We start from the raw sequence: 22,486 nt of genomic DNA on the forward strand, positions 1-22,486 counted from the left end.
TTCGGGCTTGCGACAATGGACGCATGGTCGAGCAGAGCCTGTGGATGCAGAAAGTCGAAGCCGATCCCGGCCACTCGCAGTGGTACATCGAACGGTTCCGGGCGCTCGCCCGCGCCGGTGAGGATCTCGTCGGTGAAGCCCGCCTGATCGACGCGATGGCTGCCCGCGGCTCGCGAATCCTCGACGCCGGCTGCGGCCCCGGCCGCATCGGCGGCTACCTTGCCGCGGCCGGGCACGAGGTGGTCGGGGTGGACGTCGACCCCGCTCTCATCGCGGCCGCCGAAGAGGATCACCCCGGACCGCGCTGGCTGGTGGGCGACCTCGCCGAACTCGACCTGCCGGCCCGCGGCATTCCGGAGCCGTTCGACCTGATCGTGTCGGCCGGCAACGTGATGACGTTCGTCGCCCCGAGCACCCGCGTGCAGGTGCTCTCCCGGCTCCGCGCCCACCTCGCCGACAACGGCCGTGTGGTCATCGGGTTCGGCGCCGGCCGCGATTACGAATTCAATCAGTTCTTCCAGGACGCCAGCCGAGCCGGCCTCACCCCGGATCTGTTGCTCTCCACCTGGGATCTGCGGGTGTTCACCGACAAATCCGACTTCCTGGTCGCAGTCCTCATCCCGATCCCGCCCGGGTAGCGTGACACCGGTGAACCTCTCTCGCGTGTCCTCCTCCGTTGCCCTGACCGCCTGCGCCGCCTCCCTCACCGTAGCCCTCACCGCATGTGGCTCGGACGAGAAGCCACCGGCGGCGACCACGACGCAGGCGCCGTTGGTGACCACGACCCCGAGCGCGGCGACCGCCCTCGACAACTCCTCGACCGCCGCGGCCCGCACCTGCCCGACGGCAGAAGGACAGGCCGGCTCGCCCGAGTGGACGCTGAGCGGCGCCACCGGCAGCGTTGCCGTCACCGGATCCACGGACACCGCGGCTCCGGTCGTCAGCGTCAAGGGCCCGTTCAGCGTGAACCAGACCCAGGTGCAGACGCTCAAGGCCGGCACCGGACCCGTCGTCCCCGACACCGCGACGGTCTCGGTCTGCTACGCGGGCTTCAACGGGCGTGACGGATCGAAGTTCGACAGCGCCTATGACCGCGGCGCCCCGGCCACCTTCTCCCTCCTGCGCGTCGTGCCCGGTTTCCAGAAGGCCATCGCGGGACAGAAGGTCGGCTCCACCGTCGCCGTCGCGATGACGTCGGCCGACGGCTACCCCGACGGCCAGCCGAGCGCGGGCATCGAGAAGGGTGACTCGCTGGTCTTCGCGATCAAGATCCTCGACGTGTCGAACTGACCGTCATGCTGCGGCGGTGCGGCGAACCTGTTATCAAGAACTTGGTTCATCGTTACCGCGAAACACCGTCGAGCAAAGGTGGCCCCGACCTCAACTGACGCCACAATAGAAGTGTTGGAGTGCCGCGCTGGGGAGGACAGCGCAGCACGACAGCGCAGCATGTCAGTAGGTCGCCGCTGCCGCGACGGGAGGATATATGCGCAGCTCTGCCGGCACCGTCACCGTCGTCATGGTCGCGGTTCTGACCGCCGGATGTGGTAGCACCGCCGGTACCCCCGTGCCGGTGACCACGCCGCCGATGGTGGCCCGGCCCCTCGTCGAACGCGAACTGGACGGTCTGCTGCTCAACCCCGACCAGGTCAACGCGACCATGGGGTCGGCCGCCATGACGGTGCTCAGCGCTCAGTCCACGATGTCGGACAACAGCGCCACGATGGCACCGCCGGAGTGCCTCGTCATCGACGGCGCCGCGGAAGCCGCGGTGTACGCGGGCAGCGGCTTCTGGGCCGAGCGCGAGCAGAGCATGAACGACGGGGACAAGTTCACCCACTACCTCAAGCAGGCTGTCGTCCTGTTTCCGACGCAGGACAAGGCGCAGGAGTTCTTCAACACGCAAGCGCAGCTATGGCCGGCGTGCAAGCAGTACACGCACACGCAGAGTCAGTCGCAGTGGTCGGTCGGGCCGATCACCAACGCGCACGACACCCTCAGCGTCGTCGCGACAGAACAAGACGCGGCCGCACCCGGATGGGCATGCGGCCGCGCCTTGGCACACAAGAACAACGTCATCATCGACATCAACACGTGCAGTCCCAATCCGGCGGACACGGCGGTCCAGATCGCCACCCAGATCGGCACCAACGTCGCGGCACGATGGTGACCGCGGTGGTTACCCGCCGTTGGTGACCGGGTTCGACGTCAGCGGGATGAACCCGTCGTTGATCCAGACGCCCCACCGGCCGCCCCAGGCCGAGGTCCACACGACGGGCTGACCGTCCCACACCTCAGCCGGCTTCTTCGGGGCCCACGGCGGAACCTCCTCGCCCAGCCCGGGCGCCGGTGGCGGCGGCTGCGCAGCAGCCAGCGGCATACCGAAGCCGAGCGCGGCCGCGGCGAGCGAACCCGCGACGGCGGCGGCGGACAAGGTCTTCTTGATCGAGGTCATGCACACGCTCCCCTGCGTAGACTGCGATTACTTAGCGTATGTAATCACATTACGCCGTCGAGTCAGTGCGATGGGGTCGGCGCGAATCCGGCAGCCGGCGGCGGCGCGCCGGGACCACCCGGCGCCGGCGTGGCCGGCGCCGCACCCGGGGCGTCGTAGTACCCGGGCGGCGGTGGGCCGTTCAGCGGGTAGTAGCCCGGAGGCAGCGCCGGTCCACCGGTCTTGGGCCCGGTGTCGACGATCGGGTTCGACGACGCCGGATCGGTCAGTGAAATGAACCCTGGTGGCAGCTTGGGCGCCGGCCCCGCACCGGGCGGTGGTCCGGGTGCCTCCTCGGGCGGCATGGTGAGCGCCTCGATCGGGTTGCCGCTGTGGAACGTGTGCCAGATGTCCCGGAGATAGCCGAGCTGACCCGGCGTACTACCGGCGCCGTACTGCGGGTTCTCGATCTCGGGGACCGTCGGAGCGCCGATCGGAGGCGCGGCCACCGGGCCGCTGGGACCGCTCGCAGGCTCCACGACGGGCTGGCCGGGTGCGGGTGTCGTCGGTGTGGCCGGGTCCGCCGCAGCCGGACCGGCCGCCGCGAGCGCACCGGCCAGCAGCACACCGCCGACTATCACCGGCGCGTGGAAACGCTGTCGCTCGGTCTTCAAATGCTCGTCCGTCCTTTCAACCGGCGTCCGTAACGGGTCAGGCTATCGCGTGTACCGGCCTCCGTCATCTCGTTCGGGCCTGAAAAGCCCGGTACGCCGACCTGATTTCCGCGACCCGCGCCGCAGCGATCCCCCACGGTTTGTCGACCCCGACGCGTTCGTCGAGGTCCCACAGCACACAGTCCTCATCCGGTCCGGCGACTTTTTCCCACGCGATGACCGTCCGCCGGAGTTGCTCGTGCATCGGCTCCGACACGGCGCCGGCGGGCGCCCCGCCTTCGGGATGATGGTGCAGGAACCGGCCGTAGGCCGTGTCACAGAAGGCCGAATACCTTGCGGTACAGAGGATCAGCCCGTGCCAGGCCTCGTCGACGGCGTGCGACGGCATGCCGATCACCTGACCGTCGCGCATGGCCACCCCGCAACACCGCAACCACTGCCGCAGGCCCTCCGTCACGAGATCCCGTGGCTGCCAAGGGCACGTCTTGTACACCGCGTCCGGCAACTCGAGCTCTGCCACCGCGGCGTTCATCCGGTCCAGCGGCCCCTGACGCGTGAATCGCACCCTGCAACTCTATGTCGCGGTCGGCAAGTCGAGATCGGCCATCGCGGCCCGTCGCCGCGCTTCCCAGCGCCGCAGCGCCACCCGGCACGGCTCCTCCAGCAGCGCGTAACTCACCGCGGCCACCGCGAAGCCGAACGTCGTCGTCAGGACCATCACGACCGGCAGCGCACCGGGGAACGTCGTCTGCCCGATCATGGCGAGCACCATGTCGAGGGCGGCGAGGTGCCAGAGAAACAGACCGTACGACCAGCGGCCGAGCGTCACCATCGGGGCGCTGGCCAGCACCCGGTGCGGGCTGTCCGGGGTGTCCAGGACCAGCGGCGCCAGCAGCGCGCCGGCAATGACCGCCCCCAGTGCCGTCCGCACGATGAACTGGCCGAGGGTCGCGTGCTGGTGCCCGGCCGGCATCGCCAACGGTGAGGCCGCCACCACGAATGCGACGACCGCCACCGCCATCAGGGTCGAGCGTTGCCGGGCCAACCGGTGCGCCCAGCCGTACGGCCGGAACATCCACTCCGCCAACAACATCCCCACGGCGAACCACGAGGCGTAGGCCGGTAGCCAGTTGAGCGGATTGGCGCCGTGATACGCCGGGATCGGCAGATAACCCCAGCCGAAACTCAGCAGCGCCACTCCGGTGATGACCGGAATTCGCAGCCGCAGCGACAGTTTCGCGACCAGGAGCGCCAACAGGGGCACCACGAGATAGAAGGCCATCTCGACCGACAGGCTCCACATCTGCGTGAGCCCGGCGATCAGCGTCTTGGGGACGAAGACCTGCGTCAGGGTCAGATTCGCGATCCAGACCGCCCGGTCCGCGCCGTGCGCGTCGGGCAACAGGGTCAGCACCGCGACCACCGTCAGCAGATACGCCGGCATGATCCGGACCAGCCGGGAGCGGTAGTACGGCGCCACCTCGGGTTCGGCCCGCAGCCCGTGCGCCGCGGCGGCGTGCGGGCGCCACAGCAGGAAGCCCGACAACGCGAAGAACACGGCCACCGACAGGTCGAAGCGGGCCAGCAACCGGCCGACGACACCGTCGGTGTATCCCGTCTGCAATGCCACGTGCGTGAGCACGACCCCCAGTGCCGCGGCCGCCCGCAGGCCCTCGACCGCAGGCAGGAACCCGCGAGTGCCGCTGACGGGCTCGGGGGCCGGGGTGGTCATGCGCCCAGTGTGCCCGAGAAGTTCGCTCAGCTACCGAAAAGGCCCGCATCGACGACCCGGATGACCGGTGCGCCGTCCTCGTCGGAGGCGGCCAGGTCGACCTCCACGTCGATTCCCCAGTCATGGTCGTGCGCCGGATCGTCCAGGATCTGCCGGACACGCCACACGTCGGGCGCACGGTCGAAGATCAACATGGACGGCCCGCGGGCATCCGCCCCGGTGCCGATGTCGTCGTGCTCGGCAAAGTACTGCTCCCCCACGGCCTCCCACCGCGGTGCCGTCCACCCGGATGCGGCGTCGAGGGCTCCCAGCTCGTCCCAGCGCCGGCGCGCCCACAGCTCCACCCGCCGGAACAGGGCATTACGGACCATCGCGGTGAAGGCCCGCTCGTTGCCGGTCAGCGGCCGCACGGGCGCCATCACCGCCACCTCGTCGACCTGGTCGGCGCTGGTCAGTTGCTCCCATTCGTCGAGCAGGCTCGAATCGACTTGGCGCACAAGCTCGCCCAACCACTCCACGATGTCGGTGAGCTCATCGGTGCGAGCAGCCGCCGGCACCCCGGAGCGCAGCGCCTTGAAGGCGTCGGACAGATAGCGCAGCACCGCGCCCTCGGTGCGGGTCAGCCCGTAGGCACTGACGTACTCCTTGAACGTCAGGCCCTGCTCCCACATCTCGCGCACGACGGACTTCGGCGCAGGGTGCCCGTCGGCCGCCCACGGGTTGGTTCGGCAGTACACCTCGAAGCAGTGCGTCAGCAGCTCGTCGAGCGGCCGGGGGTAGGTGATGTCGTCGAGCAGTTCGATGCGCTCGTCATATTCGATGCCTTCGGCCTTCATCGCCGCGACGGCCTCACCCCGGGCCTTCTTCTGCTGCGCCGCGAGGATTTGGCGTGGGTCCTCGAGCGTCGCCTCGATCACCGAAACCACATCGCGCGCAAACGTTTCCGAGTCCGGGTCGAGCAGCTCGACGGCCGCGAGCGCGAACGTCGACAACGGCTGGTTCAGCGCGAAATCCGGCGGCAGGTCCACCGTGAGGCGGTACCGGCGCCCGTCCAGTTCCGGCTCGGCCAGGCGTTCCAGTACCCCGGCCTGCAGCAGCGAACGGGCGATGCCGACCGCCTCGCGGATGTGTCGCAGCTGCCTCTTGCGCGGCTCATGGTTCTCACTGAGCAACCGGCGCATGGCCAGGCAGGGATCACCGGGACGGTCGACGACGTCGAGGATCATCGCCGTGGACACCCGCATGTTGCTCGTGAGCGCCTCCGGCGCCGCCTCGACGAGGCGCGTCATGGTGTTCTCACCCCAGGGGACCATGCCCTCGGGTGCCTTGCGGCGCACCAGCTTTCGGCGCTTTTTCGGGTCGTCGGCGACCTTGGCGAACTGCTTGAGGTTCTCGACCTCGTGCTCGGGCGCCTGCACGACGACGGTGCCCGCGGTGTCGTAGCCGGCCCGCCCGGCACGGCCGGCGATCTGGTGGAACTCGCGGGCATTGAGCAGCCGAGTACGGGTGCCGTCGTACTTCGACAACGCCGAGAAGACGACGGTGCGGATCGGCACGTTGATGCCCACACCGAGCGTGTCGGTGCCGCAGATGACCTTCAGCAGCCCGGCCTGCGCGAGCTGTTCCACCAGCCGCCGGTACTTGGGCAGCATGCCGGCGTGGTGCACACCGATGCCGTGGCGCACCAGCCGCGACAGCGTCGAGCCGAACGCCGTCGTGAAACGGAAGCCGCCGATGTGGTCGGCGATGGCGGCCTTCTCCTCCTTGGTACTCACGTTGACGCTCATCAGCGCCTGCGCCCGCTCCAGCGCCGCCGCCTGCGTGAAATGGACGACGTAGATCGGTGACTGTTTGGTCTGCAACAGGTCGGCGATGGTCTCGTGCATCGCGGTCGTCGCATAGCTGTAGAACAGCGGCACCGGGCGTTCGGCGCCGGCCACCAGCGCGGTCGGGCGGCCGGTACGCCGGGTGAGGTCCTCGCGCAACACGGTCACGTCGCCGAGCGTCGCCGACATCAACAGGAACTGCGCCCTGGGCAATTCGAGCAGCGGCACCTGCCACGCCCAGCCGCGGTCGGGGTCGCCGTAGAAATGGAACTCGTCCATCACCACCAGACCGATGTCCGCGTCGGCGCCTTCCCGCAGCGCGATGTTCGCAAGGATCTCGGCCGTGCACGCGATGATCGGCGCACTGGCGTTGACCGCCGCGTCGCCGGTGAGCATGCCCACGTTCGCGGCGCCGAACACGTCGCACAGGGCGAAGAACTTCTCGCTGACCAAGGCCTTGATCGGCGCGGTGTAGTAGCTGCGCCGGTTCGCCGCGAGCGCGAAGTACACCCCGCCCGTGGCCACCAGCGACTTGCCGGAACCGGTCGGCGTCGCCAGGACGACGTTGGCGCCGCTGACCAACTCGATGAGCGCCTCCTCCTGCGCCGGGTACAGCGCCGTCCCCGCCGCCTCGGCCCACTCGGCGAACGCCGCGAGCAGTTCGTCGGGGTCAGCGCCCGTCGCGCGCAGCGCGGACAGGTCGGCGGGGTCGTCCAGGAGGGATATGCGGGGTGCCATCGTGGACACCAGCCTGCCCGATCACCGGACGCGCGTCAGCGGCGGGCAGGCTGCGCGCAGGCAAGATGGCTCGTGTGACGTGGTTGATCCCCGACGCGCTCATCGTGGCGCTGTCCCCCATGGCGGTCCTGCCGCCGGTGCTGCTCCTGCTGTACTCGGACCGGCCCCGCAGCACCGGCCTGACCTACCTGGGCGGGTGGCTCGCCGGGATGGCGGCCGTCATCAGCACGGTGGTGCTGGTATCGCCCGTCGGCCGGTCGCACGCCGCCGCGACCAGTTCGCGGTTGCAGCTCGGCATCGGCATCGCGCTGATCGTGCTCGGTGTCGTCACGTGGCTGCGGCGCACGCACTACGCGCAGGCGACCGGCTGGCTGACGCGGCTGCAGTCCGCCTCGCCGCTGGTCACCGGCGTCACCGGGCTGGTCTTCGCCGTCGCGAACCCGAAGTTCATCCTGGCGTGCGTCGCCGGCGGCGTGGCTATCGACGCGCTGCTGACCGCGCCTGTCGAAAAGGCCGGTGCCGTGGGCTTTTTCGTCGTACTGGCCGGCTCCACCACCGCCGCACCGATCCTGGCGCACCTGGTGGCCGCGCGGTACGCCGAGAAGGGCCTGGAGCGGATGCGCCACTGGGTGCAGGAACACACCGCCGCGATCACCGCCGTGACACTGACGGCCGTCGGCACGCTCCTGGTCGTGGTGGCCGGAATCCCCACCGCCGCAGCCGATCAGGTCGCCCGGCTCCGCCCCGTCGTGCTCGAACGGTTCGACCACGACCCCGTCGCGTTCACCGAGGGCATGTTCGTCGACGGACCGACGCTGTACGAGAGCACGGGCCTCGAAGGAAAGTCCGAGCTGCGCGAACTCGACGCCGACACCGGACAGCTGCGGCGCGCGGTCCCGCTGCCGCCGGCCTATTTCGGCGAGGGCATCGCCGATGCCGGCCCGCACCTGTGGCAGCTGACGTACGAGAACGGCGTCGCCATCGAATGGGACAAGGCCACGCTGACGATGCTGCGCGAGGTCCCGCTCGACGGTCAGGGCTGGGGCCTGTGCCGCACCGGTGACCGGCTGGTCCGCAGCGACGGATCCGCGGTCCTGCGCTTCCACCGTCTCGACGACATGCGGGAAACAGGCACCCTCGCCGTGACCTACAACGGAATTCAGGTCACCGGACTCAACAGCCTCGACTGCGCCGGAAACCGGATCTGGGCCAACGTGTTCCCGACCGACCAGATCATCGAGATCGACGCCAACACGGGCGTCGTCACCGCCGTCGTCTATGCCACCGGCCTGCGCGACGCCGCCTGGCAGGGCGACATCGGCGTCCTCAACGGCATCGCGCATCTCGGCGGCGCCGGCGGCAATGGGCAGTTCCTGGTCACGGGCAAGTACTGGCCGGCGGTCTACCGGGTGCGGTTCGAACCGGCGACACCGGCGGAAATTCAGGTGCGCTGACGACTGCCGGATGTGACGATCAGCGCCATGCCGAGTTCACTGATCGAGGTCCGACGTCAGTACAGCCAGCCCGAAGAGGTCGCCCTCATCGATGCCGTCCACGCGGCACTGGTCGCCGCGTTCCAGATCCCGGTCGGCGACAAGCACGTCCGGCTCCTGGTCCATGAGCCGCACCGGTTTTCGCACGCGCCGCATCTCGCGCATCCCGAGCGGTACACCCTGGTGACCATCGACTGTTTCGCCGGCCGGTCGGTGGACGCCAAGCGCGCGCTGTACCGCGAGATCACGGGCCGCCTCGGCGCCTTCGACATCCCCGCCGACCACATCACGATCCTGCTGCGCGAGAGTGCGCTCGAGAACTGGGGCGTCCGCGGCGGACAGGCCGCCTGCGACGTCAACCTCGGCTTCGATGTGAATGTCTGATCGCGTATTCACGGCAGCCCCGCGGCGATAGGCTCGGAGAGCTCATCGGAAACCAGCTCAGCAAGGAGCAGTCCATGACTCTCGAAGCAGTGGCGACGTCGTTCGAGCAGAACGTCGCCGACGTGCAGGAGTATTTCGACAGCCCGCGTTTCGACGGCATCACGCGGCTCTACACCGCGCGTCAGGTCGTCGAACAACGCGGCACCATCCCGTCCGACTATCCGGTGGCCCGGCAGGCCGCCGAAGCGTTCTATCCGCGGCTGCGCGAACTGTTCGCGCAGAAGAAGAGCATCACGACGTTCGGGCCGTACTCCCCCGGCCAGGCGGTGGTGATGAAGCGGATCGGCATCGAGGGCATCTACCTCGGTGGCTGGGCCACCTCGGCCAAGGGCTCCATCAGCGAGGACCCCGGGCCCGACCTGGCCAGCTACCCGCTGAGCCAGGTGCCCGACGAAGCCGCCGGGCTGGTGCGGGCGCTGCTGACCGCGGACCGCAACCAGCAGTACCTGCGCCTGCAGATGACCGAGGAACAGCGCGCAGCCACCCCCGCGATCGACTACCGGCCGTTCATCATCGCCGACGCCGACACCGGTCACGGTGGAGATGCTCACGTACGCAACCTGATTCGCCGTTTTGTCGAGTCGGGAGTGCCTGGCTACCACATCGAGGACCAGCGGCCCGGTACCAAGAAATGCGGCCACCAGGGTGGCAAGGTGCTGGTGCCGTCGGATGAACAACTCAAGCGCCTCAACACCGCGCGCTTCCAGCTGGACATGATGGGCGTGCCGGGAATCATCGTCGCGCGCACCGACGCCGAGGCCGCGAACCTCATCGACAGCGCCGCCGACGAGCGCGACCAGCCGTTCCTGCTGGGCGCCACCAACCTGAACATCCCGTCCTACAAATCCTGTTTCCTGGCGATGGTGCGCCGCTTCCACGACAAGGGCGTCACCGACCTGCGCGGGCACCTGCTGTACGCGTTGCCCGAGGGCCAGTACGCGGCCGCCGACGCCTGGCTGGACAGCCACGGCATCGCGGGCCTCATCGACGAGGCGGCCGCGGCCTGGGACCAGAATTCCGGGCAGTCGGTCGACGCGGTGTTCGACAAGGTCGAGTCGAAGTTCGTCGAGGCGTGGCAGGCGGATTCGGGCCTGAACACTTACTGCGAAGCCGTGGCCGAAGTGCTGCAGTTCCGGGCCAAGGAGGGTGAGGCCACCACGGTGAGCCCCGAGGAGTGGCGCAAGTTCGCGGCCCGCGCGTCGCTGTATGCGGCGCGGGAGAAGGCCCGTGAGCTGGGCGCCGACGTGGCGTGGGACTGTGAGCTCGCCAAGACCCCGGAGGGCTACTACCAGGTGCGCGGCGGCATCCCGTACGCGATCGCGAAATCCCTTGCGGCCGCGCCGTTCGCGGACATCCTGTGGATGGAGACGAAAACCGCGGACCTGGCCGACGCCCGGGAGTTCGCGGAGGCCATCCACGCCGAATTCCCGGACCAGATGCTGGCGTACAACCTGTCGCCGTCGTTCAACTGGGACACCACCGGCATGACCGATGACGAAATGCGGGCGTTCCCAGAGGAACTCGGCAAGATGGGGTTCGTCTTCAACTTCATCACCTACGGCGGCCACCAGGTGGACGGTGTGGCGTGCGAGGAGTTCGCGACATCCCTGCGGCAGGAGGGCATGCTGGCCCTGGCGCGCCTGCAACGCAAGATGCGGCTCGTCGAATCTCCCTACCGCACACCGCAAACGCTCGTCGGCGGTCCGCGCAGCGATGCCGCGCTGGCCGCGTCGTCGGGGCGGACCGCGACCACCAAGGCGATGGGCGCCGGCTCCACGCAACACCAGCACCTGGTCCAGACCGAGGTGCCCAAGAAGCTCCTCGAAGAGTGGCTGGCGATGTGGAGCGATCACTACCAGATCGGCGAGAAGCTGCACGTACAGCTGCGGCCCCGTCGCGCCGGTTCCGACGTCCTGGATCTCGGCATCTACGGCAGCGGTGACGAGCCGCTGGCCAACGTCGTCGTCGACCCGATCAAGGACCGCTACGGCCGCAACATCCTCACGGTGCGCGACCAGAACACCTTCGCCGAGAAGCTGCGGCAGAAGCGCCTGATGGATCTGATCCACGTGTGGCTGATCCACCGGTTCAAGTCGGAGATCGTCTACTACGTGACACCGACGGAGGACAACATCTACCAGACCGAGAAGATGAAGTCCCACGGGCTGTTCAGCAACGTCTATCAGGAGGTCGGCGAGATCATCGTCGCCGATGTCAACAAGGCGCGGATCGACGAACTGCTGGCGCCGGACCGCGAGGCCCTCGGCCGCTTGATCCGCAAGGAGGACTAGCCGGTCGGGTCGCCACGGTTTCACGCCTGAGCCGTGGCGACCGCCGGTTCCTCTTCTGCCGCACCGAAAATCGCGATCGCGACCGCCCCGGCGACCGCGGTGGCGAAAGCGACCCCGACCAGCCATCCGAGCCCCGGCTTCGCCACATCGCCCAGCAACAGGACGCCGACCACGCCGGGAATCACCGTCTCCCCCATGACGAGTGCGGCGGCCACGCCGTTCACCGAACCGATCTGCAGTGCGACGGTGAACAGGTAGAAGCCACCGCCGCCGGCGACCACCACCGCCCACGCCGCCGGGTCGGAGAGCAACGCATGCCATTCGAACGGGTCGAGCCCGTGGGTGATCCGGACCGCGACCGCCATGGCGCCGTACAGGATGCCGGCGATCAGCCCGGCCGGCACCGCGGCCTTCTTGCCGAGCACCCGAACGAGCACCACCCCGAAGACGAAGATGAGCGCCGATGCCGCCAGCACGCTCCAGTGCATGTGCCGGCCCGGCACCTCGGTGCCGAGTTCACCGGCGCTGAAGCCCAGAATGCACAGTGCCACAAGGACTGTCGCGATCGCGGCCCAGTCCCGCGGGCGCAGGCGCACCCCGAGGACCAGCACGCTCAGGACGGCGGTCACCGCGAGGTTGGCACTCATGATGGTCTGCGACAGGAACAGTGGGATCAGCCGCGCCGACACCAGGCTGCCGAGGAAGCCCAGCCCGTCCAGCAGCATGCCGGCGAGGAACAGCGGCGCCAGGATCGCCGTGACGGTCGACCGGAACGTCGGTGCGGTGTCGGCAGCTTCGCCGTCGCGACGAGCCGCGCGGGACTGCAGCACCGATGCCGTGCCATAGCTGAAGCAGGCAACGAGGGCGGCGAGGATGCCGATCAGCATGGTGCGGCTCCGGCTCCGGCGAACCGAGAATTGGCGGACATCGGCCAATTGTAGGAAGCGGGCCGGCGCGGTCGCCTTCCTGCGCCGGCCGCACGACGCCAAACCGGGACCTACCACTTACGTCAGGCACAGCTGATCCACAACCTGCTGCCGTTCCATGGTCGGACAGTCCGCCACGAACGGAGACGATCGATCATGAAACACACCAAGATGATTGCCGGCCTGGCGATCACCGGCAGCCTCGGCGCCGGCCTCGTGACGCTGGGCACCGGCGTTGCCAGCGCCGACTGGGGTCCGCCACCGCCCCCGCCCGGACCCGGCTGGGGACCCCCGCCGCCGGACCACCACTGGGGCCCGCCGCCACCGGCATGGGGACCGCCACCGCCGCCCGGAAACCCGCCGGGTACCTGGAACGGCGGCTGGGAACCGGATGGCGGGGTGTGCCTGTTCGGCGCCTGCATCTGAGCAGGGCACCCGGAAACCGAAAGCCACCGCCTAAGGCGGACACAGGCCATACATAGCTTGACTAACGAGAATGACTACAGACCGAGAAACAGCGAGCGCCGCAACGTTGTTGCAGCAATCGATTGAGTCGAGGAATGGAGTAGATCATGAAATCGATAAAATTCATTGTTGGTTTGGCTGTCGCGAGCGGCGTTGTCGCCGGAGCCGTCGGGCTGGGTGCGGGTACCGCGAGTGCGGATACCGGCACGGCGCCGGTCCCGGCGCGCTGGGGTCACGGCCCGGGCTGGAACGGTCCGGGACCCGGACCCGGCTGGGGTCCGCCGCCCCCGCCGGCCTGGGGCTGGAACCCGCCGGGCACGTGGAACGGCGGCTGGGAGCCTGACGGCGGATTCTGCATCTTCGGCGCCTGCATCTAGCTCAGCCCGCTTGCGGACGCGGCGCGGGCAGCTCCAGCAGGAGCCTCGCGCCGCCTAGCGGACTCTGCGTCAAAGACGCTGTGCCACCATGCAGTTCGGCCTGCTGGGCAACCAGTGCCAGACCGAGACCCGAACCCGAATGTGACGCGGTGGACCCGCGCGCGAACCGGTGGAACACCGCGTCACGTTCGTGTTCCGGTACGCCGGTGCCATTGTCGTCGATGGCGATCTGCACGCCGTCGTGCGAGCTGACGGCCGACAGCTGCACCCGGGTCGCACCACCGTGTTTGACGGCGTTGGCGATCGCGTTGTCGACAACCAGCCGGAGCCCGACGGGCAGCCCCAGCATCAGCACCGTCGGGGACGGTACGAGGGCGACGTTGAGGTCGGGGTAGACCCGCACCGCGTCGTGGGCGGCCCGGTCGAGCAACTCGGTGATGTCGACGGGCACGAGATCGTCGGCCGTGGTGAGCTCGCCCTGGGCGAGCCGTTCCAGCGCCGTCAGCGTCGCCTCGATCCGGCTCTGTGTGCGCATGACGTCGCCGATCACCTCGGCACGCTGCTCCGCCTCGAGATCGAGCGTGGACAGTACCTCGAGGTTCGTGCGCATCGCGGTCAGCGGGGTGCGCAATTCGTGCGATGCCACCGAGGCGAAGTCGCGGGCCGACTCCAGTGCGGCCTTGGTGCGTGCCTGTTCCTCGCCGATGCGGGCCAACATGCCCTCGACCGCCTCGGCGATCTCCACGGCTTCCGAGACGCCCCGCACGTGGACCTCTTCGGGCTTGGACTGGGAGTTGATCTGCCGGGCCTGCTGAGCGAGCTTGCGGAACGGGTTGATCATCACGAACCACATCGAGCCGCCGACCACGAACGTGCCGAGGATGACGCCGCTACAGATGGCCAGGATGCGGATGTGCAGGTTGCGGATCTGCCGCTGGGCCTCGGCCAGCGGTGCGCCGAGCGCGATCGACGCCGAACCGGTGGTGACGGTGCGGACGCGGTACTCGACGCCGTTGATCGTGGTGTTGGCATACCCGGCCTCGAACTGCGGCAGCACGATCTCCGGCGGCATCGAGACCGTGGCGGCGCCGATGCGGACGGTCTGCACCAGTGAGCCCTCGGACTGCGGCGTGCCGGTGGGAGTCTGCCGGGCGATGCTCAGCAGGGTGTTGACGTCGGGCAGGCTGCTCAGCGAGTCCAGCCGCCGATCGAGCTGGCTGTACTGGTCGTTGGTGACGCCGATCCACACCCAGGTTCCGATGATCAGCACCGTCGCGACCACCGACAACGCCGCGACGACGACGATGGCTCGCAACGACAAAGCCGGTATCGGTAATCGCAGCTGCACCAGGTCATCATGCCCGATACGAAAAAGCGGACGGGGCGCGTGCCCCTGGCACACACCCCGTCCGTCGAAGAGCTGGTGTTACTTGGCGGCGGCCAGCGCTGCGTCGTAGTCCGGTTCCTGGGCGATCTCGGGCACCAGTTCGGTGTACACGATATTGCCGTCGGCGCCGATCACCACGATGGCGCGGGCGAGCAAGCCGGCCATCGGGCCGTCGGCGATGGTGACGCCGTAGTCCTCACCGAAGCTGTCCCGGAACGCCGACGCAGTGGTGACGTTCTCGATGCCCTCGGCACCGCAGAAACGCTTCTGGGCGAACGGCAGGTCCTTGGACACGTTCACGACGGTGGCGCCGTCGGCGGCCGCCCGCTCGTTGAAGGTCCGCACGCTGGTGGCACACACCGGGGTGTCGACCGACGGAAAGATGTTGAACACCACGGACTTACCGCTGAACTGGTCCTTGGTCACCGGAGCCAGGTCGGCGCCGGTCAGGGCGAACGCCGGGGCTGCGGACCCGACAGCGGGCAGCTCGCCGACGGTGTTGATGGGGTTTCCACGCAGGGTTATCTGTGCCATACCCGACAGTCTGTCAAGACTGCGTCACGCGCGCAGCGCTGGGGTGCTGCTGTGCCCGCTACGCCTCGGATCGCAGTCAATATGTGGCTGAGATCCGAGGCGTAGACGGTTATCCACAGCCGGGCAACGCGGGGTCTGGTGCCGGCCCGCACACTGCCGCGAAGATCGACGACGTGGATGACAAGGGCCGAGCCGCCGACGCGGAGATCGCCGCGGTTCTCGGCCGTCAGGCAGGTGTCATTTCGCGGCGGCAGGTGCTCGACGCCGGCAGGCACGACGCCTACATCCGGCGCATGCTGCGGCGCAACGAATGGGCTCGTATGCACGACGGCGTGTACGTCGACCACACCGGATCGCCGAGTTGGCAGCAACGCGCCTGGGCTGCAGTGCTTTACGCCGCGCCGGCGGCGCTGTGTCTGGAGTCGGCGATGCAGCACGAAAGCCCGGTCGTCCACGTCGCGGTTGAGCGGAACCGGACCGCGCTGGTCGAGCCCGACGGTGTTCGCATCCATCACGTTGCCCACTTGGACCAGCGGGTGCTGTGGCACGTGGGACCACCGCGGCTGCGCTACGAGGAGGCCGCACTGGATGTCGCCTGCCGGGCCGCAGAATTCGATGCGATCGCCATCCTGGCGGACGCCTGCCAGTCCCGACGGACCACAGCACAGCGACTGCTGGCAGTACTCGAGAGCCGACGGCGCGTGCCTCGCCGACGCTGGCTGCGGGCGATTCTGCTCGACATCTCAGAAGGCACGTGTTCGGTCCTCGAACAGCGCTACCTCGATCGCGTGGAGCGGGCGCACGGGTTACCCCGAGGCAGTCGTCAGAACAGGTCTTCGTCGTCGTCTGGTGTTCGATACCGCGACGTCGAGTACGGGAAACGGCTGGTGGTAGAGCTCGACGGCAGGCTGTTCCACGACTCGGCGACCGCCCGGAACAACGACATCGAACGCGATCTGGATGCCGCAGTCGACGGCCGGTGGACGGTCCGACTCAGTTATCAGCAGGTATTCGACCGGCCATGTCAGACCGCAACGAAGATCGCACAGGTGCTGCGTCGGCGTGGGATCCCCGTGCGTGGTCATCCGTGCGGACCCGGGTGCGGATATCCCGCCGCCGATATCGCCGCTTGACCCGAATCCGTGCGCTTACGCCTCGGATCACAGTCAGCAGGTGACTGCGATCCGAGGCGCTGTCGGTGGTCGCAGCCGCTACTGCCACTCGATGATGCGGCTCAGGTACGGGTCCATGCCGTTGGTGCGCACCGGGCCCACAGTGACGGAGGGCTCGGTGCCCTCGATCATCTGGCCGTTGCCCACGAACAGGGCGACGCTCTGCGAGCCGGCCGGGCCGTAGAACAGCAGGTCGCCCGGCAGGGCCTGGTCCGCGGTGATCTTCCGGCCCACCTTGTACTGCTCACCCGACGACCGCGGCAGTTTGATGCCGACGCCGGCGAACGCGTACTGAACGAGGCCGGACGCATCGAAGCCCGGCGTGGTCGGCGCCGGCGTGATGGCGCTCGCGGTCGGCGATTGGCCGAACAGACCCGACAGGCCCGGGATGAGCGTGTTGGTCTGCGGCGCCGCCGCCGGCTGCGCGACACCCATCGGCTGCAGGCCGACCTGCGGAGCCGGCTGAGCCACCGGCGCAGCCGCGGTCGTGACGCTGGCCGGAGGCAGGCTGGGGCCGTTGGCGTTGCCACCGCCGTAGACGAACGGCACCCCGCGCTGCGACAGCGCGCGCTGGATGACGAAGTCGATGGCCTGTCGGTGGGTACCACCGGTCCAGGTGGTGTCGGCCGACGCGAGGGGCGCCGACACCAGCGGAGCCGCCACCGCCATGGGCGCCGCCAGCAGTGCCGCGCTCGCCACCGTCACAATGATCCGCCGCATCTCGGCCACCTCTCGTCGTGCGCCACCGGCACACGACGCTGCGTGGTCTACGCAGGGGTCGCGGCCCCGGTGGTCCCTCTCGTCACAAATTTCACTAACGTCACTTTTACCCCACACGCGCGCCTTATCCCACATAAATGCAGGTCAGCGCGCGATCTTTATCGAAAATGTGATCGAAAGGTGATCCACGGCGACCGATTTCAGCGCTGGCGGTGACCCGGGCCACTCCCGGTCGAAGGAGCCGGACGGCACCTCTAGGCTTGCGCCATGGCAGCGATCCTGACGGTGAATCTGGCGGTCCCCCGACCGAGCCCCGACAAGGATCAGCTGAGCACCGGAATCGACAAGCGCCCGACGTCCGAGCCGGTGCCCGTTCGCGCCCCCGGCCCCATGCACGGCGGTCTCGGCAGCGGTCTGGTCGGCGACACCATCGGCGACCAGCAGTTCCACGGCGGTGACGACCAGGCGGTGTACGCCTACGCCCGTGAAGACCTCGACGACTGGCAGGTCCGCCTCGACCGCGAGCTGGCCAACGGCTCGTTCGGCGAGAACCTCACCACCGCGGGGCTCGAGGTGAACGGCGCCGTCATCGGCGAACGCTGGCAGATCGGCGACGGCGGCCCGCTCCTGGAAGTGAGCCGGCCCCGCATCCCGTGCCGCACCTTCGCCGAGTGGCTCGAAATCCGGGGCTGGGTCAAGACTTTCACCGCCCAGGCCCTGCCCGGCGCCTACCTGCGCGTCGTGACGCCCGGGGTGCTGCGGGCCGGTGCATCGATCACGGTGGTCTCGCGTCCGCCGCACGACGTCACTGTCGCGATGGTGTTCCGCGCCCTGACCCTCGAACCGGAGCTACTGCCGCGGCTGCTTCCGGCCGACGCGTTGCCGGAGGCCATCAAGGACCGCGTCCACCAGCGGGCGAGCCAGCACTAATCGCGCAGCACGACGGCCGCCGCGAGTCCGGCGACGACCTGCAGCCCCACGATGACGGCGGCGACCGCCGACCACCCGGCGGTATCGAAGGCGATCCCGCCGACCCAGCCGATGACGCTCGAACCCGCGTAGTACGCCAGGTTGTACAGCGAGCCGGCCTGCGCCTTGCCCACGGTGGCCAGCTGGCCGGTCCAACCCGAGGCGGTGGCATGCGCGCCGAAAAACCCCGCGGTGGCGACCAGCAGGCCGGCGAGGACCGCGATCACGTTGTGGCTCAGGGTGATCACCACACCCAGCCCCATCACCGCGACGCTGCCCAGCAGCACCGGGCGCCGGCCGTACCGGCTGGCCGCGGCCCCGGCCCACGCCGACGCCCAGGTGCCCGCCAGATAGGCCACGAACACCAGGCTGACGACGGTCTGCGGAAGTCCGAACGGCGCCGCGCTCAGCCGGAAGCCGAGGAAGTTGTACATCGCGACGAACCCGCCCATCAGCAGGAAGCCCTGCAGATACAGCACCAGTTGCCTGGGGTTGCGCAGGTTGGCCGCCAATCGGTGCGCCAGGGAGCCCTCGGTCTCCTCGTCGGCCGGGACGAATCCCCGAGGTTCGGGGGCCAGTCGCATGAAGCCGACAGCTGCTGCGCTGCAGAGCAATCCGACGACGAACATGGCCCACCGCCAGTCGGTGAACTCGGCCACCGGGGCGGCCACCAGCCGACCGAGCAATCCGCCGATGGTGGTGCCGGCGACGTAGGTACCCGCGGCCCGCGCGGCATGGCCGGCTTCGATCTCCTCGGTCAGATAGGCCACCGCGATGGCCGGCACTCCCCCGAGCGCCAGGCCTTCGGCGAATCGTCCGGCCAGCAACAGCTGGAATGTCGGCGCGAACGGCACCAGCAGCGCCAAACCCGTTGCCACACAGACCGAGTAGGACATCGCACGCACCCGGCCGATGCGGTCGGCGAGCGTCGACCAGCCGATGACCCCCAGCGCCAGACCGATCGTCGACGCCGACACCATGAGCGCCGAGGCCGCGGCACCGGTATTCAGGCTGCGGGCGATCAGCGGCAGGACCGCCTGCGGCGAATACAGCTGCGCGAACGTCGCCACGCCGGCGCAGAACAGCGCGCCGAGCAGCCTGCGGTAGTCCGTGGAACCGCGCACATGGCCGGTCCAGACGGGCGCTTCAACAGTCACGAACGCAGGCTAGGAACCGCCCCGTTCATGTGTCCAATACATTAGTTTGAGTTGTTTCATACGTTTTGTGCATCTGATGCGGTGGTGCTGACCAGGTCGGCGAATCGCGCTGCAGCAGGCGACAATTCGCGACCCTTGACCCACGCCATGCCGATCTCGCGCTTGACCCTGGTGTCGGACAATGGGATGTAGATCACCGAGGGATCGCCCCGGCCGGGCCGCGGCACCGGCACCACGGCGACGCCGAATCCCGCCGCGACCAAACCTTCCATCGTCGGAATCTCCATGGCTTCGAACGCGATTTCCGGCGTGATGCCGCTCTCGGCCCACACCTGATCCGTCAGCTGGCGCAGCCCGAAATCCGCCCCGAGCGCGATGAAGGTCTCGTCGGCCACCTCGCTCAGGCGTACGCGGGCACGGCCCACCAGCCGGTGGTCGGCGGGCACCGCCAGGCACAACCGTTCGACATACAGGACCCGCCAGACGCACGGCACCTGCGTCGGCCGCGGGGATGTGATCGCGACGTCGGCCTGCCCGGTGCGCAGCCGCTCCGCGATGTCGTGCGCCGCGCCCTGGAACAGCTCGAAGCGCACCGCCGGAGCCAGTACCCGGAACTGCCGAAGCACCTCCGGCACAAACCAATTCGCGGTCGAATGCAGAAAAGCCAACCGGACCAGGCCGCTGTCCGGATCCAGCAACGCCGCGATCCGGCTCTGTGCCGCATCCATCTCGGCAATGCCGCGACGCGCATGTTCGAGCATGATCCGCCCGTACCCGTTCAGGCGCAGCCGCCGGCCGGTGCGGTCGAAAAGCGGTGTGCCCACTTCGTTTTCCAGCCGGGCCAGGGCCCGCGACAGCGTCGGCTGTGCGACACCCAATTCGGCGGCGGCAGCGGTGACGTGCTCGGTCTCGGCCAGGACGACGAACCAGCGGAGTTCATCGAAGAGCACGAAAAGCACAGTACCCCGTGAGCCCGAGGGCCCACGGGGTACTGAATCAGGTTCCGGCTAGATGTCGAACCGGTCGGCGTTCATCACCTTGGTCCACGCCGCGACGAAGTCCTTGACGAACTTCTCCTTGTTGTCGTCCTCCGCGTAGACCTCGGCCAGCGCCCGCAGCTGCGAGTTCGAGCCGAAGAGCAGGTCGACCCGGCTGGCGGTCCACTTCGGCGCGCCGCTGCTGCGGTCGGTGCCGACGTAGGTGCCGTCATCGGCCGGCGACGGGGCCCACCTGGTGGACATGTCGAGCAGGTTGACGAAGAAGTCGTTCGTCAGCTTGCCCTTGTCGGCCGTCAGCACACCGAGGTCCGAACCGCCGTGGTTGGCGCCCAGCGCGCGCAGACCACCGATGAGCACGGTCAGCTCCGGCGCCGTCAGCCCCAGCAGGTTGGCGCGGTCGATCAGCCGGTACTCGGACGGCAGGGTGTCGCCCTTGCCGACGAAGTTCCGGAAACCGTCGCCCTTCGGCTCCAGGTAGGCGAACGACTCGACGTCGGTCTGATCCTGGCTGGCGTCGCCGCGACCCGAGGTGAACGGCACCGCGACGTCGAAACCGGCGTCCTTGATGGCCTTTTCGAGGCCGACGACACCGCCGAGGACCACCAGGTCGGCGAACGACACACCGGTCGGCGACGCCTGCTGGATCTCCTCGAGCTTCCGGATCACCTGAGCCAGCTCATCGGGCTCGTTGACCTCCCAGCCGAGCTGCGGCTGCAGCCGGATGCGGCCACCGTTGGCGCCACCGCGCATGTCACTGGAGCGGAACGAGGCCGCCGCCTTCCACGCGGTGTTGACCAGCTGCTGCACCGACAGACCCGACTCGGCGATGGCGGTCTTGAGCGAGGCGACGTCGGCCTCGGACAGCGTCTTGCCGGCCGGGGTGATGTCCTGCCACAGCCACGTCTGCTTCGGCACCAGCGGGCCGAGGTAGCGCACCACCGGACCCATGTCGCGGTGCAGCAGCTTGAACCACGCCTTGGCGAACTCCTCGGCCAGCTCCTCCGGGTGGTCGAGCCAGCGGCGGGTGATCTCGCCGTAGATCGGATCGAAGCGCATCGACAGGTCGGTGGTCAGCATCGACGGGTGGGTCTTGCCGGTGCCCTGTGCCATCGGCACCGAGTTGGCCCAGCCGCCGTCCTTGGGCTTCCACTGGTTGGCACCCTGCGGGCTCTTGGTCAGCTCCCACTCGTTGCCGTAGAGGATCTCCAGGAACGAGTTGTCCCACTTGGTCGGGGTGTGGGTCCAGGTCACCTCGAGACCGCTGCTGACGGCCTCGTTGCCGACGCCGGGGTTGGCCCAGCCCAGACCCATCTGCTCCAGCGGGGCGGCCTCGGGCTCCACGCCGTTCTCGATGTCGGTGGCACCGTGGGTCTTGCCGAAGGTGTGGCCACCGACGATGAGGGCGGCGGTCTCGACGTCGTTCATCGCCATGCGGCCGAAGGTCTCACGGATGTCGATGGCAGCGGCCAGGTAATCCGGATTGCCTTCGGGGCCTTCGGGATTGACGTAGATCAGACCCATGTGGCTGGCGGCCAGCGGGTTCTCCAGCTTGGTGCGGTCGGTGCCGGCGTAGCGGTCCTGCGAACCGAGCCACTCGTGCTCGGAACCCCAGTAGATGTCCTCCTCGGGCTCCCAGTAATCCGGGCGACCGAAAGCGAAGCCGGCGGTCTTGAAGCCCATGTGCTCCATGGCGCGGTTGCCCGCGTAGACGATGAGGTCCGACCAGGAGATGTTCTTGCCGTACTTCTTCTTCAGCGGCCACAGCAGACGACGCGCCTTGTCCAGGCTGACGTTGTCGGGCCAGCTGTTGAGCGGGGCGAAGCGCTGCATGCCCCGGCCGCCGCCGCCGCGGCCGTCCTCGACGCGGTAGGTGCCGGCGGCGTGCCACGACATGCGGACGAACAGCGGACCGTAGTGGCCGAAGTCGGCGGGCCACCATTCCTGCGAGTTGGTCAGCAGCTCGTCGAAGTCGCGTTGGAAGGCCTCGAAGTCGAGGTTCTTGACGGCCTCGCGGTAGTCGTAATCCTCGTCCGTGGGATCGATGGCCGGCGGGTTCTTCTGCAAAATCTTGAGGTTGACGGCGTTGGGCCACCAGTCCCGGTTGCTACCACCCTCGACAGGCGGCTTGATGCGCATCGGGCAACCGCTT

22 protein-coding genes are annotated in these 22,486 nt (G+C 68.6%); 10 read left to right on the forward strand and 12 right to left on the reverse strand.

The features are described 5' to 3' along the window. Positions 1–23 precede the first annotated feature (23 nt). The 3 genes from ACJH6H_RS08315 to ACJH6H_RS08325 all read left to right on the forward strand — a co-directional run bounded on the left by ACJH6H_RS08315 (position 24) and on the right by ACJH6H_RS08325 (position 2,170). Positions 24–638 carry a bifunctional 2-polyprenyl-6-hydroxyphenol methylase/3-demethylubiquinol 3-O-methyltransferase UbiG gene (locus ACJH6H_RS08315; RefSeq protein WP_212811371.1) on the forward strand — a complete coding sequence of 205 codons (615 nt, stop codon included), beginning with the start codon at positions 24–26 and terminating at the stop codon, positions 636–638. Positions 639–648: 10 nt separating this feature from the next. Beyond that, entirely contained in the window at positions 649–1,290 is a 642-nt protein-coding gene (locus ACJH6H_RS08320) for an FKBP-type peptidyl-prolyl cis-trans isomerase (protein ID WP_406774631.1), read from the forward strand. A 196-nt stretch (positions 1,291–1,486) separates the two neighbouring features. Further along, the gene (locus ACJH6H_RS08325; RefSeq protein WP_406774632.1) at positions 1,487–2,170 is read left to right on the forward strand and encodes a sensor domain-containing protein; all 684 of its coding nucleotides are present in this window, start codon (positions 1,487–1,489) and stop codon (positions 2,168–2,170) included. 9 nt (positions 2,171–2,179) lie between these two features. On the opposite strand, the gene ACJH6H_RS08330 is transcribed toward ACJH6H_RS08325, so the two are convergent. The 5 genes from ACJH6H_RS08330 to ACJH6H_RS08350 form a co-directional block, all read right to left on the reverse strand. Beyond that, on the reverse strand, positions 2,180–2,455 hold the full coding sequence (locus ACJH6H_RS08330) for a hypothetical protein (RefSeq protein WP_174557662.1): 276 nt from the start codon (positions 2,453–2,455) through the stop codon (positions 2,180–2,182). Positions 2,456–2,517: 62 nt separating this feature from the next. Next, a complete protein-coding gene (locus tag ACJH6H_RS08335; RefSeq protein WP_244872535.1) occupies positions 2,518–3,108 on the reverse strand; it encodes a hypothetical protein in 591 nt (196 codons plus the stop codon). 64 nt (positions 3,109–3,172) lie between these two features. Beyond that, complete coding sequence (locus tag ACJH6H_RS08340; RefSeq protein WP_212814804.1) at positions 3,173–3,640, reverse strand: hypothetical protein; 468 nt, start codon at positions 3,638–3,640, stop codon at positions 3,173–3,175. Positions 3,641–3,682: 42 nt separating this feature from the next. Further along, a complete protein-coding gene (locus ACJH6H_RS08345; RefSeq protein ID WP_212811368.1) occupies positions 3,683–4,840 on the reverse strand; it encodes an acyltransferase in 1,158 nt (385 codons plus the stop codon). A 26-nt stretch (positions 4,841–4,866) separates the two neighbouring features. Beyond that, positions 4,867–7,404 carry a DEAD/DEAH box helicase gene (locus ACJH6H_RS08350; RefSeq protein WP_406774633.1) on the reverse strand — a complete coding sequence of 846 codons (2,538 nt, stop codon included), beginning with the start codon at positions 7,402–7,404 and terminating at the stop codon, positions 4,867–4,869. A 74-nt stretch (positions 7,405–7,478) separates the two neighbouring features. Here ACJH6H_RS08350 and ACJH6H_RS08355 point away from each other — a divergent pair, with 74 nt between their 5' ends. The 3 genes from ACJH6H_RS08355 to aceA all read left to right on the forward strand — a co-directional run bounded on the left by ACJH6H_RS08355 (position 7,479) and on the right by aceA (position 11,632). After that, positions 7,479–8,858 (forward strand): glutaminyl-peptide cyclotransferase, encoded by a 1,380-nt coding sequence (locus ACJH6H_RS08355; RefSeq protein ID WP_406774634.1) that lies wholly within the window; start codon positions 7,479–7,481, stop codon positions 8,856–8,858. A gap of 27 nt (positions 8,859–8,885) precedes the next feature. Then, positions 8,886–9,281: a tautomerase family protein gene (locus ACJH6H_RS08360; RefSeq protein ID WP_406774635.1), complete on the forward strand. Its 396-nt coding sequence runs from the start codon at positions 8,886–8,888 to the stop codon at positions 9,279–9,281. A gap of 74 nt (positions 9,282–9,355) precedes the next feature. Further along, positions 9,356–11,632, forward strand: a complete 2,277-nt coding sequence (aceA, locus tag ACJH6H_RS08365; protein WP_406774636.1) for an isocitrate lyase ICL2 — start codon at positions 9,356–9,358, stop codon at positions 11,630–11,632. Between the two features lie 20 nt (positions 11,633–11,652). Here aceA and ACJH6H_RS08370 read toward each other — a convergent pair whose 3' ends face one another. Then, positions 11,653–12,519, reverse strand: coding sequence for a hypothetical protein (locus tag ACJH6H_RS08370; protein ID WP_212811363.1), 867 nt, complete (start codon positions 12,517–12,519; stop codon positions 11,653–11,655). A gap of 195 nt (positions 12,520–12,714) precedes the next feature. Between ACJH6H_RS08370 and ACJH6H_RS08375 the strand changes: the two genes are divergently transcribed. Together ACJH6H_RS08375 and ACJH6H_RS08380 are read left to right on the forward strand one after the other, a co-directional pair. Beyond that, on the forward strand, positions 12,715–12,984 hold the full coding sequence (locus ACJH6H_RS08375) for a hypothetical protein (protein WP_406774637.1): 270 nt from the start codon (positions 12,715–12,717) through the stop codon (positions 12,982–12,984). 173 nt (positions 12,985–13,157) lie between these two features. Then, positions 13,158–13,400, forward strand: a complete 243-nt coding sequence (locus ACJH6H_RS08380) for a hypothetical protein (protein ID WP_406774638.1) — start codon at positions 13,158–13,160, stop codon at positions 13,398–13,400. A gap of 1 nt (position 13,401) precedes the next feature. Here the strand turns inward: ACJH6H_RS08380 and ACJH6H_RS08385 are convergent, their stop codons facing one another. Together ACJH6H_RS08385 and tpx are read right to left on the reverse strand one after the other, a co-directional pair. Beyond that, complete coding sequence (locus ACJH6H_RS08385; RefSeq protein WP_318984991.1) at positions 13,402–14,748, reverse strand: HAMP domain-containing sensor histidine kinase; 1,347 nt, start codon at positions 14,746–14,748, stop codon at positions 13,402–13,404. 78 nt (positions 14,749–14,826) lie between these two features. Then, positions 14,827–15,321: a thiol peroxidase gene (gene tpx, locus ACJH6H_RS08390; protein WP_406774639.1), complete on the reverse strand. Its 495-nt coding sequence runs from the start codon at positions 15,319–15,321 to the stop codon at positions 14,827–14,829. A 173-nt stretch (positions 15,322–15,494) separates the two neighbouring features. On the opposite strand from tpx, the gene ACJH6H_RS08395 reads away from it, so the two are divergent. Further along, on the forward strand, positions 15,495–16,454 hold the full coding sequence (locus ACJH6H_RS08395; RefSeq protein WP_406774647.1) for a type IV toxin-antitoxin system AbiEi family antitoxin domain-containing protein: 960 nt from the start codon (positions 15,495–15,497) through the stop codon (positions 16,452–16,454). 78 nt (positions 16,455–16,532) lie between these two features. Here ACJH6H_RS08395 and ripD read toward each other — a convergent pair whose 3' ends face one another. Beyond that, entirely contained in the window at positions 16,533–17,213 is a 681-nt protein-coding gene (gene ripD / locus ACJH6H_RS08400) for an NlpC/P60 family peptidoglycan-binding protein RipD (protein ID WP_212811358.1), read from the reverse strand. Between the two features lie 267 nt (positions 17,214–17,480). On the opposite strand from ripD, the gene ACJH6H_RS08405 reads away from it, so the two are divergent. After that, the gene (locus ACJH6H_RS08405) at positions 17,481–18,143 is read left to right on the forward strand and encodes an MOSC domain-containing protein (RefSeq protein WP_406774640.1); all 663 of its coding nucleotides are present in this window, start codon (positions 17,481–17,483) and stop codon (positions 18,141–18,143) included. On the opposite strand, the gene ACJH6H_RS08410 is transcribed toward ACJH6H_RS08405, so the two are convergent. The 3 genes from ACJH6H_RS08410 to katG are packed head-to-tail and all read right to left on the reverse strand — an operon-like array spanning position 18,140 to position 22,473. Then, positions 18,140–19,339, reverse strand: coding sequence for an MFS transporter (locus ACJH6H_RS08410; RefSeq protein WP_346416198.1), 1,200 nt, complete (start codon positions 19,337–19,339; stop codon positions 18,140–18,142). The genes ACJH6H_RS08405 and ACJH6H_RS08410 overlap by 4 nt on opposite strands. 56 nt (positions 19,340–19,395) lie before the next feature. After that, a complete protein-coding gene (locus ACJH6H_RS08415) occupies positions 19,396–20,289 on the reverse strand; it encodes a LysR family transcriptional regulator (protein WP_406774641.1) in 894 nt (297 codons plus the stop codon). A 57-nt stretch (positions 20,290–20,346) separates the two neighbouring features. Beyond that, positions 20,347–22,473: a catalase/peroxidase HPI gene (gene katG, locus ACJH6H_RS08420; RefSeq protein WP_406774642.1), complete on the reverse strand. Its 2,127-nt coding sequence runs from the start codon at positions 22,471–22,473 to the stop codon at positions 20,347–20,349. Between the last annotated feature and the right edge of the window lie 13 nt (positions 22,474–22,486).

It is taken from the genome of Mycobacterium sp. SMC-21, from assembly GCF_045310825.1.
Classification (GTDB): Bacteria; Actinomycetota; Actinomycetes; order Mycobacteriales; family Mycobacteriaceae; genus Mycobacterium.

Excerpts from the sequence above, each read along its gene's own strand:
- ACJH6H_RS08375 (WP_406774637.1), top strand. The coding sequence starts at position 12,715 with ATGAAACACACCAAGATGATTGCCGGCCTGGCGATCACCGGCAGCCTC.
- ACJH6H_RS08350 (WP_406774633.1), bottom strand. The coding sequence starts at position 7,404 with ATGGCACCCCGCATATCCCTCCTGGACGACCCCGCCGACCTGTCCGCG.
- ACJH6H_RS08340 (WP_212814804.1), bottom strand. The coding sequence starts at position 3,640 with ATGAACGCCGCGGTGGCAGAGCTCGAGTTGCCGGACGCGGTGTACAAG.
- ACJH6H_RS08370 (WP_212811363.1), bottom strand. The coding sequence starts at position 12,519 with ATGCTGATCGGCATCCTCGCCGCCCTCGTTGCCTGCTTCAGCTATGGC.
- ACJH6H_RS08405 (WP_406774640.1), top strand. The coding sequence starts at position 17,481 with ATGGCAGCGATCCTGACGGTGAATCTGGCGGTCCCCCGACCGAGCCCC.
- ACJH6H_RS08330 (WP_174557662.1), bottom strand. The coding sequence starts at position 2,455 with ATGACCTCGATCAAGAAGACCTTGTCCGCCGCCGCCGTCGCGGGTTCG.
- ripD (WP_212811358.1), bottom strand. The coding sequence starts at position 17,213 with ATGCGGCGGATCATTGTGACGGTGGCGAGCGCGGCACTGCTGGCGGCG.
- tpx (WP_406774639.1), bottom strand. The coding sequence starts at position 15,321 with ATGGCACAGATAACCCTGCGTGGAAACCCCATCAACACCGTCGGCGAG.
- katG (WP_406774642.1), bottom strand. The coding sequence starts at position 22,473 with ATGCGCATCAAGCCGCCTGTCGAGGGTGGTAGCAACCGGGACTGGTGG.
- ACJH6H_RS08360 (WP_406774635.1), top strand. The coding sequence starts at position 8,886 with ATGCCGAGTTCACTGATCGAGGTCCGACGTCAGTACAGCCAGCCCGAA.
- ACJH6H_RS08345 (WP_212811368.1), bottom strand. The coding sequence starts at position 4,840 with ATGACCACCCCGGCCCCCGAGCCCGTCAGCGGCACTCGCGGGTTCCTG.
- aceA (WP_406774636.1), top strand. The coding sequence starts at position 9,356 with ATGACTCTCGAAGCAGTGGCGACGTCGTTCGAGCAGAACGTCGCCGAC.
- ACJH6H_RS08325 (WP_406774632.1), top strand. The coding sequence starts at position 1,487 with ATGCGCAGCTCTGCCGGCACCGTCACCGTCGTCATGGTCGCGGTTCTG.
- ACJH6H_RS08315 (WP_212811371.1), top strand. The coding sequence starts at position 24 with ATGGTCGAGCAGAGCCTGTGGATGCAGAAAGTCGAAGCCGATCCCGGC.